Origin of the sequence: Streptomyces sp. SID12501, assembly GCF_010550245.1 — a bacterium.
Classification (GTDB): Bacteria; Actinomycetota; Actinomycetes; order Streptomycetales; family Streptomycetaceae; genus Streptomyces.
Genome location: NZ_JAAGLU010000030.1, coordinates 36,973 through 51,610 on the forward strand (window position 1 = coordinate 36,973; position 14,638 = coordinate 51,610).

Sequence of the window (14,638 nt, forward strand, 5' to 3'; positions counted from 1 at the left end):
TATGGCAGATCGAGGAGCGTGCACGTGTTCAACCGGAACCGGGGCCTGCGGCAGCTGGCGACAGCCGCGTCCATATCCATGGTCGCCGGATGCGGAGTCTTCTCCTCCGACTCCTCCAACGACGGTAAGCCGATCGTGGTGGGGACGACCAGCGAACCCAGCACACTCGATCCGGCGGCCTCCTGGGACAACTCGTGGGAGCTGTTCCGCAACGTCCACCAGACTCTGCTCAACTTCGAGACCGGCGGGTCCGAGCCCAAGCCCGACGCCGCCAAGAGCTGCGAGTTCACCGACAGTTCGAGCACGGTGTACAGCTGCGAGCTGCGCGAGGGCCTGAAGTTCTCGGACGGACACGAACTGGACGCGCAGGCCGTCAAGTACTCCATCGACCGGATCAAGAAGATCAACGTCAACGGTGGCCCCGCCGGTCTGCTGACCAGCCTCGACCGGATCGAGGTGAAGGGCGACCGCGGGATCGTCTTTCACCTGAACCAGGCCGACGCGACCTTCCCCTTCGTGCTCTCCACGCCCGCCATGTCGATCGTGGACCCCGAGGAGTACCCCGCGAAGTCACTCCGTAAGGACGGCAAGGTCAGCGGCTCCGGGCCGTACACCCTGGAGTCCTACAAGGAGGGCGACAGGGCCGTACTCGTCAAGAACAGCGGCTACAAGGGCATCGCGGGCCTCAAGAACGACGCCGTCACCATCCGCTACTTCCGGAGTTCGTCCGCGGTGGCCGACGCCCTCCGGGAGAAGTCCATCGACGTCGTCTACCGCGGTCTCAGCGCCGCCGACGTCGTCGACATCGAGGACAACGAGAAGGAGGAGGGCCTCCAGCTCATCGAGAACGCCACCACCGAGATCAGTTACCTGGTGTTCAACCCCAAGGACCCGTGGTCCAACAAGCTCTCGGTCCGTAAGGCGATCGCCCAGATCGTCGACCGTCCGGCGCTCGCCCACAACGTCTACAAGGACACCGTCGAGCCGCTGTACTCCATGATCCCCAAGGGGCTGGTCGGCCACACCACGGGCTTCTTCGACGACTTCGGGAATCCCAGTTCCTCCAAGGCCCGGCAGATCCTCCTGGAGGACGGCATCACCGAGCGGGTCCCGCTCACCCTCTGGTACACGAGCGACCGCTACGGCTCCCAGACCAAGCCGGCCTTCGAGGAGTTGAAGCGGCAGCTGGAGTCCTCCGGCCTGTTCACCGTGACGCTCAAGAGTCGCCCCTGGAAGACGTACGTGGACGGCTACCAGAAGGGCGAGTACCCGGTGTTCGGGCGCGGCTGGTTCCCCGACTTCCCCGACGCCGACAACTTCATCGCCCCCTTCGTGGGCGAGCAGAACGCGCTCGGCACGCCGTACACGTCGCCCCAGATCACTGGTCAACTACTGCCCGAGTCACGCCGGGAGAGCGACCGCGGGGCCGTCGGCGAGCAGTTCGAGGAGGCCCAGCAGATCCTTCTGGACGACGCCCGGCTGCTGCCGCTGTGGCAGGGCAAGCAGCATGTGGCGGCGAACGAGGACATCGGCGGCGCCGAGGTGTCCATCGACCCGGCGACCATGATGGTGATGTGGGAGCTGTACTGGAAGACCAGCTGGTAGCGGAGCCCGTGACCGGTACTCGTGGTCGGCGCACGGCAGGCGTCGGGAGCCTCGGGAGTCGTGGTCGGTGACCCGTTGTCAGTGGGCGCCGGTAGGTTCTTCGGTGAGTGGAACACACCGCACATCGGAGGAAGTTCACGTGACCGACATCGCCATGCTGCCCGAGTCCTGGCGCGGCGTCCTGGGTGACGAGCTGCAGCAGCCCTACTTCAAGGAGCTGACCGAGTTCGTCGAGGAGGAGCGGGCGAAAGGTCCTGTCTATCCTCCGCGCGAAGAGGTGTTCGCCGCGCTCGACGCGACGCCGTACGACCAGGTGAAGGTTCTGATCCTCGGTCAGGACCCCTACCACGGCGAGGGGCAGGGCCACGGCCTGTGCTTCTCGGTCCGCCCAGGGGTGAAGACCCCGCCCTCGCTCCGCAACATCTACAAGGAGATGAAGGAGGAGCTGGGCACGCCCGTCCCCGACAACGGCTATCTGATGCCGTGGGCCGAGCAGGGAGTCCTGCTGCTCAACGCGGTGCTCACGGTCCGCTCCGGCGAGGCCAACTCGCACAAGGGCAAGGGCTGGGAGAGGTTCACGGACGCGGTGATCCGGTCGGTGGCCGACCGTCCCGACCCGGCGGTCTTCGTCCTGTGGGGCAACTACGCGCAGAAGAAGCTCCCACTGATCGACGAGGAGCGGCACGTGGTGGTGAAGGGGGCGCACCCGTCACCGCTGTCGGCGAAGAAGTTCTTCGGCTCGCGCCCGTTCACACAGATCAACGAGGCGGTGGCCGGCCAGGGGCACGCGCCGATCGACTGGACGATTCCCGACCTCGGCTGAGCCTCGACCCGCGCCGACTCCCGACCCGTGCCGATCCGGGTGCGGTGAGCCGCGTCGCCGGGCCGGTCTGCGTCCGTCACGGGGCCGGTCCGGTGCCGTACCGGCTCGCCTGACCGGGATTGTCAGTGCCTGCGGCTAGCGTCGGGAGGGACAGCGGGCACAGCGGACGAGGGCGGAGGGCGCGGTGACGGAGCGGCAGGAACAGGTGGCACCGGATGCCATGATGACCCGGATCGGACAGGCCGTCATGTTGCATCACGGCGGTGACCGCGAGGAGGCCCGGGGCCGCTTGCTGGGGCTGTGGGCGGAGATCGGCGCGACCGGCGACCCGTTGCACCGCTGCACACTGGCGCACTACATGGCTGACACACAGGACGACCCTTCGGACGAACTGGCGTGGGATCTCCGGGCGTTGTCGGCGGCACAGGAGCTGTCGGACGAGCGGGTCGCGGAGGTCGTCCAGCACGAGGGAGCGCTCGCGGTACGCGCCCTGTATCCGTCACTGCACCTGAACCTCGCCGCCGACTACGTCAAACTGGACCGCCCCGACGCCGCCCGCACCCACATCCGTCGCGCCCGCGGCGCGGCCGACGCCCTGGGCGACGACAGTTACGGCGACGGGGTCAGGGCGGCCATCGGGCGACTGGAGCTGCGGCTGGGGGAGGGGGACTCCGCCGGGGAATCGGAGGGGGATCCCTGGGGGCCGCCGAGACAGCGGCCCTAGGGAGTCCTGGCGGGGGCTCTGGAGGGCTCCGGAAGGTGCCTGTCCGTCAGCCCGACGCAGACCACCTGATCTCCAGACCGATCTCTCGACCGAACTTCTAGTTGCTCAACGCCCGTACGCCTCCTTGCAGATGACCGTCTGGGGACTGTCCTTGCCCCAGCCGCCGTACTTCTTGCCGAGGGCGCACACATCCGTGTTCTCGCGTACCGGGCGGGACACCTCGGGGAGCTCGACGCGGGGCTGGGTGTGACGGCGCTCCGGCTTCGGCGGGCGCTTCTTCGGCTTGGTCCGGCGGGGCGGAGGTGCCGGAGCGGCGGCAGGCGGTGCCGCGGGCGCCGCGGCAGCCGGGCGCTGCGGCTCGCCCACGGCCCGCGGGGCCCGCGCGGGCCTGCGGTCGGGGCCGATGAGCTCCAGTGCCTCCCGGGCAGGCGCCTGCACGATCTGCGGTTCGGCCCGGCCGTCCGGACGGGGCACCGACGCCTGGGACGGTGCCGGGGGCGGGCCGGGAGCAATCGGGTGCTGGATCGTGACGCAGCCGGAGAGGGCTGTGACAGCCACAGTTACCAGGAGCGTTGCGGTGGTCGTCGTTCGATGCACCCGCGCAACTCTGCTGGTTCCGCCCCGTTTCGCAGCCGTGGACAAGCGGAGGATGCCCCACACGGGTGATCTCCGGCCCCTTACGGAGGGCCTGGGAGGGTCCCGGCTGACGGCCCCGCACCGTCCCGACGCGTGACCCTCCGACGCGTGACCCTCCGCCGGCGTGGCTCAGTCGCCGGTCGTTCCGTCGAGCCGTTCGCGGAGCAGGTCGGCGTGGCCGTTGTGGCGGGCGTACTCCTCGATCATGTGGGTGTAGATCCAGCGCAGGTTGAACGGCTCGTCGCTGTGCCTGCTTCGGCCCTTCGAGAGGTCGTCGAGACCGAAGCCGGCGGCGTTGCGCCGGGCGATCTCGATCTCGGCCTGCCAGGTGCTGCAGGTCTCCTGCCAACTGTCCGACTCGGTCAGGTGGAACTCGCCGTCCGGGTCCTCCTCGGTGTAGTAGATCGGCCCCGGATCGTCGGCAACCAGCACCTTGCGGAACCAGCCCCGCTCCACTTCCGCCATGTGCCGCACCAGACCCAGGAGGGACAGTTCGGAGGGCTCCACGGAGGCGGTCCTGAGCTGGGCGTCGGTCAGGCCCTCGCACTTCCACGCCAGAGTCTGCCGGTGGTAGTCCAGCCAGCCCTCCAGCATGGTGCGCTCGTCGGCGTTCTGGGCGGGTTCACTGCGTGGCGTCTGTGTCGTCATGCAGGCATGGTCGCTCACCGGGACCGTCCCCACCATGTGTTTTCCGGAAGCTCGGGCGGCCGGCGAAACCTCCGTCGGCCCTATGCTTCCGGCATGACCCCGGCAGACAACCGTTGAAGGAGACCCCGTGAAGGTCGGCTGCATCGGACTCGGTGACATCGCGCAGAAGGCCTATCTGCCGGTGCTGGGCGCGCGACCCGGCGTCGAACTGCATGTGCAGACTCGGACGCCCGCGACACTTGCCCGGGTCGCCGACGGCCTGCGCCTGCCGGCCGGGCAGCGCCACGCCGACCTCGACGAACTGATCGCCCAGGGCCTCGACGCGGCCTTCGTGCACGCGCCCACCGACGTGCACCCGGAGATCGTGACCAGGTTGCTGGAGGCGGGCGTACCGACGTACGTGGACAAGCCGCTCGCGTATGAACTCGCCGAGTCGGAGCGGCTGGTGGGGCTGGCGGAGGATCGTGGGGTCTCGCTCGCCGTCGGGTTCAACCGGCGCTTCGCGCCCGGGTACACCCAGTGCGCCGATCATCCGCGCGAGCTGATCCTGATGCAGAAGAACCGCATCGGGCTGCCTGAAGAACCCCGCGCGATGATCCTCGACGACTTCATCCATGTCGTGGACACGCTGCGGTTCCTGGTGCCGGGCCCGATCGACGACGTGACCGTTCGAGCCCGCACGAAGGACGGACTGCTGCATCACGTGGTGCTCCAGCTCGCCGGGGACGGCTTCACCGCGCTCGGGGTGATGAACCGGCTCAGCGGCTCCGCCGAGGAGATCCTCGAAGTGTCCGGGCAGGACACCAAGCGTCAGGTGATCAACCTCGCCGAGGTGATCGACCACAAGGGGCAGCCGACCGTACGGAGGCGCGGTGACTGGGTGCCTGTGGCCCGGCAGCGCGGCATCGAACAGGCCGTGCTCACCTTTCTCGACGCGGTGCGCGCGGGCAAGGTGCTCAGCGCCCGGGACGCACTGGCGACTCATGAACTGTGCGAGCGGGTTGTCCATGCGGTGGAGGAGCGGACCGGCGCCGCCTGAGCAGGCCCACGCCCTCGACGGCACCCAGGACGAGGAAGACGAGGACGGCCGCATGCACCGGCCAGTCGCCGAAGCGGACGTACGCCGTGACACCCCGGGCCAGCGGTACGTCGTACACCTCCGAGGTGCTCGCGTCGGTGCCGAGCCAGGAGCCGACGCGCTCGCCGCTCGGACCGTAGACGGCGGAGACGCCGGTCAGCGTGGCGTGCACCATGGGCCGGCCGGTCTCGGCGGCGCGCAGGGCCGCGATCGAGGCGTGCTGCTGGGGGGCCCAGCTGTGCTGGAACGACGAGGTCGAGGACTGGGCGATCAGTACCTGGGCGCCGTCCTGGGCGAGATGCCGGCTCATGTCCGGGAACGCGGACTCGAAGCAGACCATGGGCCCGACGCGCAGCCCGTGCCCGACGTTCATCACCACCTGCTCGGTGCCGCGTTTGCGGTCCTCGCCCGCCGCCTTGCCGACGGAGGTGGCCCAGCCCAGCAGCGAACGCGCCGGAATGTACTCACCGAAGGGGACGAGCCGCATCTTGTCGTACCGGTCGCCGGTGGGGCCGTCCGGGCCGACGAGCACCGAACTCTTGTAGATGCCGGGCCGGTCGGAGCGCCTGGCGTCCACGTTGACGAGGATGTCGGTCCCGGTCGTGCGTGAGAGTGTGGCAAGCCTTTTCGCCAGGTCGGGGCGGTCGGCGAGGTCGTAGCCGACGCTGCTCTCACCCCAGACGACCAGATCGACGTCCTGGCCGGCCAGCCGGCGCGTGAGCGCTTCCTCGAGCGCGAACCGTTTCCCGATGCTGTCGGCCCCGTCGACGATGCCCGGCTGCACGACGGCGATCCGTACCCGGCCGTCCGCCTCCGGGCGCGGTGACCACACCCAGGCCGCGGAGGTCACGGCGACGGTGGCGACGAGCCCAGCCACGGCCGGGACCCGGGACTCGCGCACCGCGACCAGGACGGCGACCGCGACGTTCACGGTCACCACCAGGAAGCTGAGCAGCCACACCCCACCGACCGAGGCCAGCCGCAGCGCGGGCGCCACCTGCCACTGGCTGGATCCGATCATGCCCCAGGGCCCGCCCAGCCCCTGCCACGAGCGGACCAGCTCGGCCATGAGCCACCCCGACGGCAGCACGACGAGACCGGCGGTGATCCGTCCGACGGACGGTCTGCCGCCCAGGAACCGGCGTACGAGAACACCCCAGGGCGCCCAGAGCGCGCCGAGCAGCGCCGCGATGACGACCGTGAACACATGCAGGCTCGGCAGCAGCCAGTGATGCACGGCCAGCATGTACCCGAGGCCACCGAACCAGCCGTCGTACGCCGCCCGTCCGGCGGTCGGCGCGGACCGGACGAGCAGGATCCAGGGCACGAGCGCGGCATACGCGAACCACCACAGGGCCGGCGCCGGAAAGGCGAACATCGGCAGGGCACCGGCCAGCGCGGCGACGACGGAACGGCGCCACGGGGAGGCGAGCCAGTGGCCGGGCAGTTTCATACGGCGCCTCCTACCAGTCGGTTTCCCAGGATCACCGGGTCAACTACCCAGTCGGTCAACCCTTACGTGGGTCACCTGGGTTCAGTGTGCGTGGTGGGGGCGATCCCGGACCAGCAGGACTCCGGCCAGGCCCGGCGGATTCCTCGTACGGTGTACGGCGGCTGGTCCGGGTGGGCGGGGGAAGGGGTCAGTCGGTGGCGGGCTCGATGACGGGTTCCGGACGCGGATGCGGAAGGGGGCGCGGATTCGGCATGCGCCGCCACTTCTCCTGGACGACCACCTCGCGCAACCGCCAGCCGTCCCTCGTACGGATCAGCTCGAATGCGTACCGGCCGCCGCACACGAAGTCGGGTGCGGTGGATCCGCCTTCGCCGTCGCGGTCCGCGAGGCGCATGGGATTGACGTAGTCCGCCTGGACGCGGGCCGTGTCGCCGGTGTCCTGCTCCAGGAGGCCGAAGCCGACCCGGCGGTTGACGATCAGATGCTGCCGCATCGGGAACAGTTCCATGTTCTGCCTGAGCCACCCGGCGACCTGCCGGGCGTCCCCCTCGATGCCGCCGGCCGAACGGTAGTCCGCCCGCCCGTCCGGCGCGAACAGGTCCACGTACGCCTCCCAGTCACCGTCGTCCACCGCCACCGCGTACGCGGTGACGAGTCCATCGAGGGAGAGCCGGTCCATCACGGTCGCGAGCTCCACACGCTGCGTCATCGGCTCAGTGTTGGGCACGGGACGGGCACAGCCAAGGGAAGTACGGATATTGGGTGGCCGACGGGCGTGTCCGCCTCCCAAGCTGGTCGCGTGAACGATCAGACAGTCGGCCTTCCCGACCTTTCCCACGAACAGGAACCCAAGTTCCGCGTACGCGCCCTTCATACGGCCTCCACGGTGACCGTCTATCAGGCCTACAGCCCGCAGATCGGGCTCGCGGCGGCACGCGAGGGTCGGTTTCCGGTGGCGTGGAAGCGGGACCGTATGACGTGGATCATCAAGCCGCGTTCACAGCCCTCATCTGCGTTGCCAGTGCCGTGACCACGTAGGCGCAGGCGTCTGACTGGTCAAGCTGAGTGGCTTCGGGCGCCTGGGAGTCGAACGTGATCGGTTCGCCATCCGGGCTTGCGTGCGTATCTCCGGTCGCGCAAGAGTTCGGTTGACGCGGGACTTGGGGCTCATGGAGGCAGGACGGGGGTGTACAGGTGTGTGGGATGGACCTGGTCGCCAAGGAGGCGACGATCGCTCGGTTTCTCCAAGAGTACCCGCAGGTAGCTGATTCCGACCGCGGGCATCCTGCCCTCCACGGGTGCGAGGAGGTCCGCTGGTCAGAATTTTTCGAGTGCCCTGCCGCGATCCCGATCCTGCTGTACGGCCTTCTCGATCAGACCGCCGCGGCCGAGGCCCAGCGTGCGCTCATCAACACCATGTTCAGCATTGCCGACATGAATCCCGCCATGTCGGAAGTACTGCCGTTCCTGCTTCGTCTCGCGGGCGACTCGCAGGTTCCTGAGCGGGTCGGACTACTGAATCGTCTGGTCATGGTCGCCGACTACTCAAGGCCCATCGATTCCGGCAACGAGGCCATGGCTCTGTGGTTCGGCAGCGACAGTGATCATCCCGAGCGTGAGCAGTGCAGGGCCGTGTTCGCGCAACATGCGAATGTGGTGGCGATGCTGCCGGAGGGCCTGATCAGCCCGGACAGCCGCGCAAAGCTTCGGCAGGTCGCTGGCCTTCCGTGAACGAATCAGGTTCACCGGGCTGCTGTCACGGGCGTTCGGATGTGCCATGACGCCCGATCCAGTCACGCGAACCGCACCTGGCCGCCGAGGCCGAGGAACTGCACGAAGAACGGTGCTCTGACCGGGAACGCTCGGCAGGTCGGCTGGTCCGACGATTGGATGTGCGGTGGCGGCCGAGGGTCATCGTGAAGGGGCTGTGAACGCGCCTTGACATGCGTCATCAAGCCGCGTTGACAGACTCCTGCGCGTCGGCCAGGGAAAGGGGATGCCGCCGCAGCTCAGAAGCCAGCCGGGTGGCTGGAAAGCCAGCCTGCGTGTCGGTCACGCACACGGTCGCGCTCTGCAAGCGTGGCAAGGATGACGTCTGCGCCGCCGTCGTAGGGATGGTGGATGCATCGCAGTTCCGTGTCGGCAATGAAGACTTCGACGAGCGTCTCGTCCGCGACGGCTCGCAACAGCCCGTCGACGCAGCCGCGGTTCCACCGGCGCTGGTCGGCGTAGAGGCGTGTGTGGGTGTGGAACTCCGGGTCGGGGTCGTCCTGCTCCGACTCGGTCCACCAGCGGATGCTGTCGGGGTGCAGAATCTGTCGTGGCGTCGGGTACCCGGCGGGCCCGGTCGGTGTGTTCGACCAGTCCATGGTCACCACGAACACGTCCGTGCCCGCGAACAACGCGTCGAGGATCGTGTTGTACCGGTCCACCACGATCGCGTACTCGTCCTCGGACTCCGGGTAGCGCTTCGAGCCGGGAAGGCTGTGGAAGCGCACCCAGCGATCCGTGTACCTAGTGCGAAACGTGTGAGCGACGGGAGGACCCGACGGATGCCGTTTCCTCCACAAAGCCGCCAGGAGATCAGGGTCGATGGCGAAACTCACCCCTTGGCCAGAGCCACACCGATCGGGCAGGAAACGCGGGTCCCAGTGTGGCCGTTGATATGTTGCAGTGAAGAAACTGCTGGTGGTAGCCGTCGGCCGTGCAGAACGTACAGCCCTCCAAAGGAAATTGGCGTCCACCCCAATCATGGTGGATGCAGTCTGTGAACGCGGCTTGACATGAATCATCAAGCCGCGCTCACAGGCCTTTTCCGCCATGTGACCCGGGGGTGATGTCAGCCGTCGTACCGGACAGCCGGTCAGGGACGCAGGTGGGCGAGTAGCTCTTCACCAGCGGGGTATCCCCGCTCCTGAGGGAGCAGGCGGGTGGCTGCATCCAGTTCGCCGTCCCTGACGAGTGCGTGGATCTCGTTGGTGAGCGGAGTCACGTCACTGATGGACATGATCCACTCGTCCGCGTAACGCGACGATGCCTCACCCGAGAGCCCCAGTTGCAAGGAGCGGCGCGGTAGAGGACGCAGGTGCAGATCGCGTTCGGCATCCCACTGGACACGGGCCGGTGCGCGCTTGAGGTCCCGCTGCCAGGCGCCGCGATCGGAATGCAGTCCCTGGACGTAACCCGCCAGGCAGGCATGGCGCAGCGCCCACTCGAAGCCGTCGCGAGTGATCTCGATGGCGAGGACGGTCTCCTGACCCTCCTTCGTGCCCCAGCCGGAGCGGTACATCATCCACATGAAACTGGGCTTGATCCACGTCATGCGGCCCGGCTTCCACGCGGCGGGAAAGCCGCCGTCTCGGATGGCGGGCAGTCCGATCTCAGGGGAGTACGCCTGGTGGACGGTGATCGTGGATGCTGTGTGGAGCGCGCGGATCCTGCGGTGCGGTTCTTCCATGGCGTACAGCGTGGGGTCGGCCGACTCAGGTGACCACCGATTTTCGACCGTTGCGCGACGCGACGGAGCAGGCCGGCCACGCGCGGCAGGCAGTCGCCCGTGCGGGCCAACTAGCGTGCGGCCAGGGATGCGTGGCGCTTGGCTCACGAAAAGTCCGTGAGGACGGCTTGACGTGGGTCTCACCGTCGTTCCCTGCGGACCTCAAGTCGGTACGTTCCTATGATCACTTGGCGGTCGTCGGATTGCTGATCTTGTCCAGCTGTGTCCTGATGATCTCTTCCGGAACGACAGCCGGCCCCTTGGCCCTTACCGCTCCGGGGCGGTTGAACGTGTAGAACATGGTGACCGTCGACCCTTGCCGAACAGCCACCACGGCGTAGGGAACTCGGACGGGCTCGTCGTCCTCATCGAACGCCGCGAGTTGTGTGAGCCGCAGAGACACGGATTCATCGCCGTAGCCTGGGTCGGGCTGGAGTGCGACCTCGTCGTAGCGGAAGCCCACCCCGATGTCCAAGAAGGTCTTGCATCGTTCGGCGGCTGTGCGGAGTGCGTCGATCACCCGAGCGGCGTCCCCGGAGCTGTGAGACGCAAGGATCATGGAGGTTCCGGGGCCGTGCTCCTTCGGGAACATCGTCCGGCCGATGCGCGCGGTGGCTACGAAGCCGCTGCTTCCCCCCGTCGCCTGAACGACGGGCGCGCATTCGGCAGGATCCGCCGTCCTGCGAGACGCCATGGGAGCAGCCAGGGTCTGTTCGACCTCGTAGCCGTCGAGATCCGCGTCCGTGATCGCTACCCGCTCCAGGTCCGCCTTGCCCAACGGCTTGTCCTCTGCGCCGGCCGTCCTGGTCTCTTCCGACTCCGACTCCGATGCTGCACCTACCCGGGAGCCCTGCCCCGGCTCGCACGCGGAAAGCGCGAAGAAGGTCATGAGCATGGCAATAGTAATGCCGACCCGTGATTGGCGAACCACTCTCATCCCCACCCGTTCCTGTGTGAGCGCGCGCAAGTGCCCGTCGGCTCAGAAGTACTGCCCGAGCCCTTCACTCGGCTCACAGCATCAAGCAGCAGACTAGATCGTCAGATCGGGAGGCGGAACGGGTTTTGGGGCTGAGGGACGATGCGCATAGTTCTGTCCCGTTGGGAAAACGTCTGTGAACGCGGCTTGACATGGATCATCAAGCCGCGTTCACAGACACCAGCCGTGCTCCTCGTGGGGGCCGATCCAGGTGGCTGACTGGAGCGAGCGGATGGCTCGCGAGGCGCTGAGATGAGAGGCTCCGTGTGGTCAGTCGAACGCCACGACCAGGCGAACCCCGTCATCACCGAAGCGGTGGGCCAAAGCCTTCATTACGGCGAAGACATGTTGCCAGTGCGTTTCAGTGCCCAAGACGGCGCCAACGGTCAACGGTTCGTACGTGCACATCACTTCGTTGGTGGTCCACTGCACGCGTTTCGCTGCGCCACGCACGTCCGCGGGCGGCATGCCCACCCTGGACAACGCTTCCGGCGGCCAGGAATCAGACACGAGTTGTTGATGCAATGTCGACGGCAGCGACTTCGTACACCAGGTCAGCCGGCCGATGAAGTGATCAGGTTCGGTCGTGAGGTCCATCTCAGCAAGCTCGGCCCAGCTGACCCAGCTGGCACTGTGCAGGTCGCCCGCAATGACCGAAGAACCCAAATGCGATTGCATCCCGCTCGACAGATCGACGGGAAGGCCACGGTCTGGTGCGAGCGGTTGAAAGCCTGCGTAGTTGCGCACTCCGAAGAGACATCCGAAGGCGGCGTAGTCGGTCTCGTCGTACAGCGGCCAAAGGTCCATGGACGCCACCCACGGCTCGCCGTCGTAGTAGTCGGTGCCTATGCCGGGGTGACGAAACTCGATGCCGCCATGGATGTCTGTACTCACGATGGCGCACCGTAACAGCGCTGGCCTGGACAGGCACCGCGTTTGTCGGCGAGTGCCGTTCGGGTCCGCGCAAGCTTCGAGAACCAGCCCGGTCGCTGGTCGCCTGTGATTGCAGACCGCAGCGACCGACCGCCAACTCATCGGGTCGGCATGCCTCCGTGCGGGCTGTTGACCACCAAGGGCACGGACCCTTCGGCGAGGTAGAAATGCCCGGGGAAGTATTCCAGGTGGAGGTGACCGCCGTCCTCGGCGGTGGCCATGGCCTGCAGGTTCTCGGCGAGTACTGCCCTGCTTGCCGAGTCACCGCTGATGACAAGGATCTGCTGCTCGGTGTCCCGGCGGATGAGGGCACCGGGGCCGGAAGTCCTGTCGACCCGGATCCCGGTCAGGGCGGTACTGCCCGGCAAGGAGGTGGCGCTGACCAGTCCTTCACCCAGGGCCACAGCGCTTGCCAACCGCATCAGCTCTTCCGCCGATGCGGCGAGGTCCACTTCGCCGTACCCGGGGTCGGATACCAGTCTCATGGGTGTCTCTCCTTCGAAATCGGACTCCTATGATGCCTGTCGACCAAGATCGTCCGACATGTGTCCGGCACAGTGAATACGACCCGACCGACGGGACACATCGAAGCTGCTCGTAGGGCTCGTCGCCCACATCAACGACGGCTTGTTCCAAAGAGAGGTCTGTGAGCGAGGCTTGACATGGATCATCAAGCCGCGTTCACAGACCTCAACCGCCTTCCTGACGCGATGCCCCGGACACAGTTCGCCGCATGGGGCACCGGCAAGCGTGTGCGAAGGTGCAGCATGATCCAACATCTGCGGTTCTTCTTCGAGGCCGGTGTGGACACCCCGCTGTGGCCAGAAGACATGGACAGCCCGTACGGCTACCCCTGTGATCTGTCGCGCCTGCCGATCAGCCAGGAGACTCAGACCGAGTTGGCGAGACTGAGCCAGTGGTACCAGTCGTCGATCGACTGGGACTATCCGCCGGATCCGTCCCCTTGGCCCGACGAGGAACTGCAAGGGTTCAAACAGCAGGCGCATGCGGCATTGGAGGTCCTGCGCCGCGAGTTGGGTGAGGGTTGGATCGTCCGGGACGAGAGCCTTCTGTGAGAAGCGGTACCGTCCCCGGGGCGAGCAACCGACAAGACCTGTGGATGGGATGGGGATGACGCTGCGCGTTGCGCTACGGCCGCGCCGAGGAGAGCGTCGCCACCCGGCTCACCGTGACCACCTCAGGAGAAGTCTGCTGCGGTGATGCCGTCGGGATGTCCGAACGGCCACTCCACCAGCTCGATCCGGTAACCGTCCGGGTCAGTGAGCCACGACGTCTTCGGGCCGTGGGGGCCGCCCGGATACTGGACACGCTCCGGCTCCAGGCCGGCTTCGGCCAGCGTCCTCAGGGTGACAGTCAGCGTGTCCACCTGGATCGCGAGGTGGTCGATTCCGCTGCCCACGTCGACACGTCCGTCGGCGGGACGGTGGACCAGTTCGAGCGAGGCCGCCGGTTCGCCGGGGAGCTTGAGGATCACGAGGCGACTCCCGTCGCCGATCTCGACTCTGCCCAGTTCTACGTAGCCCAAGGCGGTGTAGAAACCGAGCGAGCGGTCCAGATCGGTGACGCGGTAGGAGACGAAGAGCGTCTTCATGCGGCCTCCCCGGGTCGGCGCACCTGGTAGCGGAGGTGCGTGACGTCTCGATCCTCGAGCCGTCGGACGAGGTCGCGTTCGATGTGATCAGCACCGAGGTGGTCGAACAGCCGTCGGCCGTCCCCGAGGAGGACCGGAATCAGGTGGATCTCCATCTCGTCCAGCTGCCCGGCTCGGAGAAGCGCTTGGGCCGCCCCCGCCCCATGGACCATGACCGGTCGGTCCCCGGCGGCGGCGCGAGCCTGACGGGCGCATTCCTCGACGCCGGTGACGAAACGCGCGTGGCCGGGTGGCACGTCCCCGTCATCCACGTGGTGGGTGAGGACGAAGATCGGCACGCCGTCGTGGTGGTCGCCCTGCCAGCGCCCGGCGAGTTCGAAGGTCCGTCGGCCGGAAATCACCGCGCCGGTCGCCAGCGCCTCGCGGTAGATCTGGCCGCTCGGACCGTCGAACTTCCGGTCGTCGAGCCAGTTGAGAAGCCGCCCGCCGTCGCGTCCGAGCTCCTGGCCCGGCCGATCGTCCGGCCCGGCGATGTAGCCGTCGAGCGACATCGACATGTACAGCCGAATCGGATTGTGCATCCTGGCCTCCCTCTCTCCTCCATGACACCGGGACCCGCCGCTTCCTGATCCACCGACGGGGCGGGCATGTCAC

The 14,638-nt window shown here is 67.4% G+C and carries 17 protein-coding genes and 1 pseudogene; 7 read left to right on the forward strand and 11 right to left on the reverse strand.

The window, feature by feature from the left end:
* Nucleotides 1–24: 24 nt before the first annotated feature.
* The 3 genes from G3I71_RS31390 (at nt 25) to G3I71_RS31400 (ending at nt 3,152) form a co-directional block, all read left to right on the forward strand.
* Nucleotides 25–1,605 carry an ABC transporter substrate-binding protein gene (locus G3I71_RS31390; protein ID WP_164319898.1) on the forward strand — a complete coding sequence of 527 codons (1,581 nt, stop codon included), beginning with the start codon at nt 25–27 and terminating at the stop codon, nt 1,603–1,605.
* Between the two features lie 139 nt (nt 1,606–1,744).
* A complete protein-coding gene (gene ung, locus G3I71_RS31395; RefSeq protein WP_164319899.1) occupies nt 1,745–2,428 on the forward strand; it encodes a uracil-DNA glycosylase in 684 nt (227 codons plus the stop codon).
* Between the two features lie 184 nt (nt 2,429–2,612).
* Nucleotides 2,613–3,152, forward strand: coding sequence for a tetratricopeptide repeat protein (locus G3I71_RS31400; protein ID WP_164319901.1), 540 nt, complete (start codon nt 2,613–2,615; stop codon nt 3,150–3,152).
* A 105-nt stretch (nt 3,153–3,257) separates the two neighbouring features.
* Here the strand turns inward: G3I71_RS31400 and G3I71_RS31405 are convergent, their stop codons facing one another.
* Together G3I71_RS31405 and G3I71_RS31410 are read right to left on the reverse strand one after the other, a co-directional pair.
* The gene (locus G3I71_RS31405) at nt 3,258–3,710 is read right to left on the reverse strand and encodes a hypothetical protein (RefSeq protein ID WP_343243125.1); all 453 of its coding nucleotides are present in this window, start codon (nt 3,708–3,710) and stop codon (nt 3,258–3,260) included.
* 207 nt (nt 3,711–3,917) lie between these two features.
* Nucleotides 3,918–4,436 (reverse strand): DinB family protein, encoded by a 519-nt coding sequence (locus G3I71_RS31410; protein WP_164319905.1) that lies wholly within the window; start codon nt 4,434–4,436, stop codon nt 3,918–3,920.
* A 127-nt stretch (nt 4,437–4,563) separates the two neighbouring features.
* Here G3I71_RS31410 and G3I71_RS31415 point away from each other — a divergent pair, with 127 nt between their 5' ends.
* Nucleotides 4,564–5,475 (forward strand): Gfo/Idh/MocA family protein, encoded by a 912-nt coding sequence (locus tag G3I71_RS31415; RefSeq protein ID WP_164319907.1) that lies wholly within the window; start codon nt 4,564–4,566, stop codon nt 5,473–5,475.
* Here the strand turns inward: G3I71_RS31415 and lnt are convergent.
* Nucleotides 5,393–6,967 carry an apolipoprotein N-acyltransferase gene (gene lnt, locus G3I71_RS31420; RefSeq protein ID WP_164319909.1) on the reverse strand — a complete coding sequence of 525 codons (1,575 nt, stop codon included), beginning with the start codon at nt 6,965–6,967 and terminating at the stop codon, nt 5,393–5,395. The genes G3I71_RS31415 and lnt overlap by 83 nt on opposite strands.
* Nucleotides 6,968–7,154: 187 nt before the next feature.
* A complete protein-coding gene (locus G3I71_RS31425; RefSeq protein ID WP_164319911.1) occupies nt 7,155–7,676 on the reverse strand; it encodes a nuclear transport factor 2 family protein in 522 nt (173 codons plus the stop codon).
* 90 nt (nt 7,677–7,766) lie between these two features.
* On the opposite strand from G3I71_RS31425, the pseudogene G3I71_RS51485 reads away from it, so the two are divergent.
* Nucleotides 7,767–7,952: pseudogene (locus tag G3I71_RS51485) on the forward strand (DUF4291 family protein); the annotation flags it as partial.
* Between the two features lie 218 nt (nt 7,953–8,170).
* Nucleotides 8,171–8,698: a hypothetical protein gene (locus G3I71_RS31435; protein WP_164319916.1), complete on the forward strand. Its 528-nt coding sequence runs from the start codon at nt 8,171–8,173 to the stop codon at nt 8,696–8,698.
* Nucleotides 8,699–8,976: 278 nt separating this feature from the next.
* Here the strand turns inward: G3I71_RS31435 and G3I71_RS31440 are convergent, their stop codons facing one another.
* The 5 genes from G3I71_RS31440 to G3I71_RS31460 all read right to left on the reverse strand — a co-directional run bounded on the left by G3I71_RS31440 (nt 8,977) and on the right by G3I71_RS31460 (nt 12,857).
* Nucleotides 8,977–9,573, reverse strand: a complete 597-nt coding sequence (locus G3I71_RS31440) for a hypothetical protein (protein WP_343243126.1) — start codon at nt 9,571–9,573, stop codon at nt 8,977–8,979.
* A gap of 257 nt (nt 9,574–9,830) precedes the next feature.
* Entirely contained in the window at nt 9,831–10,424 is a 594-nt protein-coding gene (locus G3I71_RS31445; RefSeq protein ID WP_164319918.1) for a DUF4291 domain-containing protein, read from the reverse strand.
* Between the two features lie 223 nt (nt 10,425–10,647).
* Nucleotides 10,648–11,352, reverse strand: coding sequence for a hypothetical protein (locus G3I71_RS31450; RefSeq protein WP_164319920.1), 705 nt, complete (start codon nt 11,350–11,352; stop codon nt 10,648–10,650).
* Nucleotides 11,353–11,709: 357 nt separating this feature from the next.
* Nucleotides 11,710–12,333 (reverse strand): hypothetical protein, encoded by a 624-nt coding sequence (locus G3I71_RS31455; RefSeq protein ID WP_164319922.1) that lies wholly within the window; start codon nt 12,331–12,333, stop codon nt 11,710–11,712.
* A 137-nt stretch (nt 12,334–12,470) separates the two neighbouring features.
* Nucleotides 12,471–12,857 (reverse strand): hypothetical protein, encoded by a 387-nt coding sequence (locus tag G3I71_RS31460; RefSeq protein ID WP_164319924.1) that lies wholly within the window; start codon nt 12,855–12,857, stop codon nt 12,471–12,473.
* 282 nt (nt 12,858–13,139) lie between these two features.
* Here G3I71_RS31460 and G3I71_RS31465 point away from each other — a divergent pair, with 282 nt between their 5' ends.
* A complete protein-coding gene (locus G3I71_RS31465; protein ID WP_164319926.1) occupies nt 13,140–13,448 on the forward strand; it encodes a hypothetical protein in 309 nt (102 codons plus the stop codon).
* Nucleotides 13,449–13,570: 122 nt separating this feature from the next.
* Here the strand turns inward: G3I71_RS31465 and G3I71_RS31470 are convergent, their stop codons facing one another.
* Together G3I71_RS31470 and G3I71_RS31475 are read right to left on the reverse strand one after the other, a co-directional pair.
* Nucleotides 13,571–13,984 carry a VOC family protein gene (locus G3I71_RS31470; RefSeq protein ID WP_164319928.1) on the reverse strand — a complete coding sequence of 138 codons (414 nt, stop codon included), beginning with the start codon at nt 13,982–13,984 and terminating at the stop codon, nt 13,571–13,573.
* The gene (locus tag G3I71_RS31475) at nt 13,981–14,565 is read right to left on the reverse strand and encodes a dihydrofolate reductase family protein (RefSeq protein WP_164319930.1); all 585 of its coding nucleotides are present in this window, start codon (nt 14,563–14,565) and stop codon (nt 13,981–13,983) included. Before G3I71_RS31475 ends, G3I71_RS31470 begins: the two co-directional genes overlap by 4 nt.
* Nucleotides 14,566–14,638: the final 73 nt, after the last annotated feature.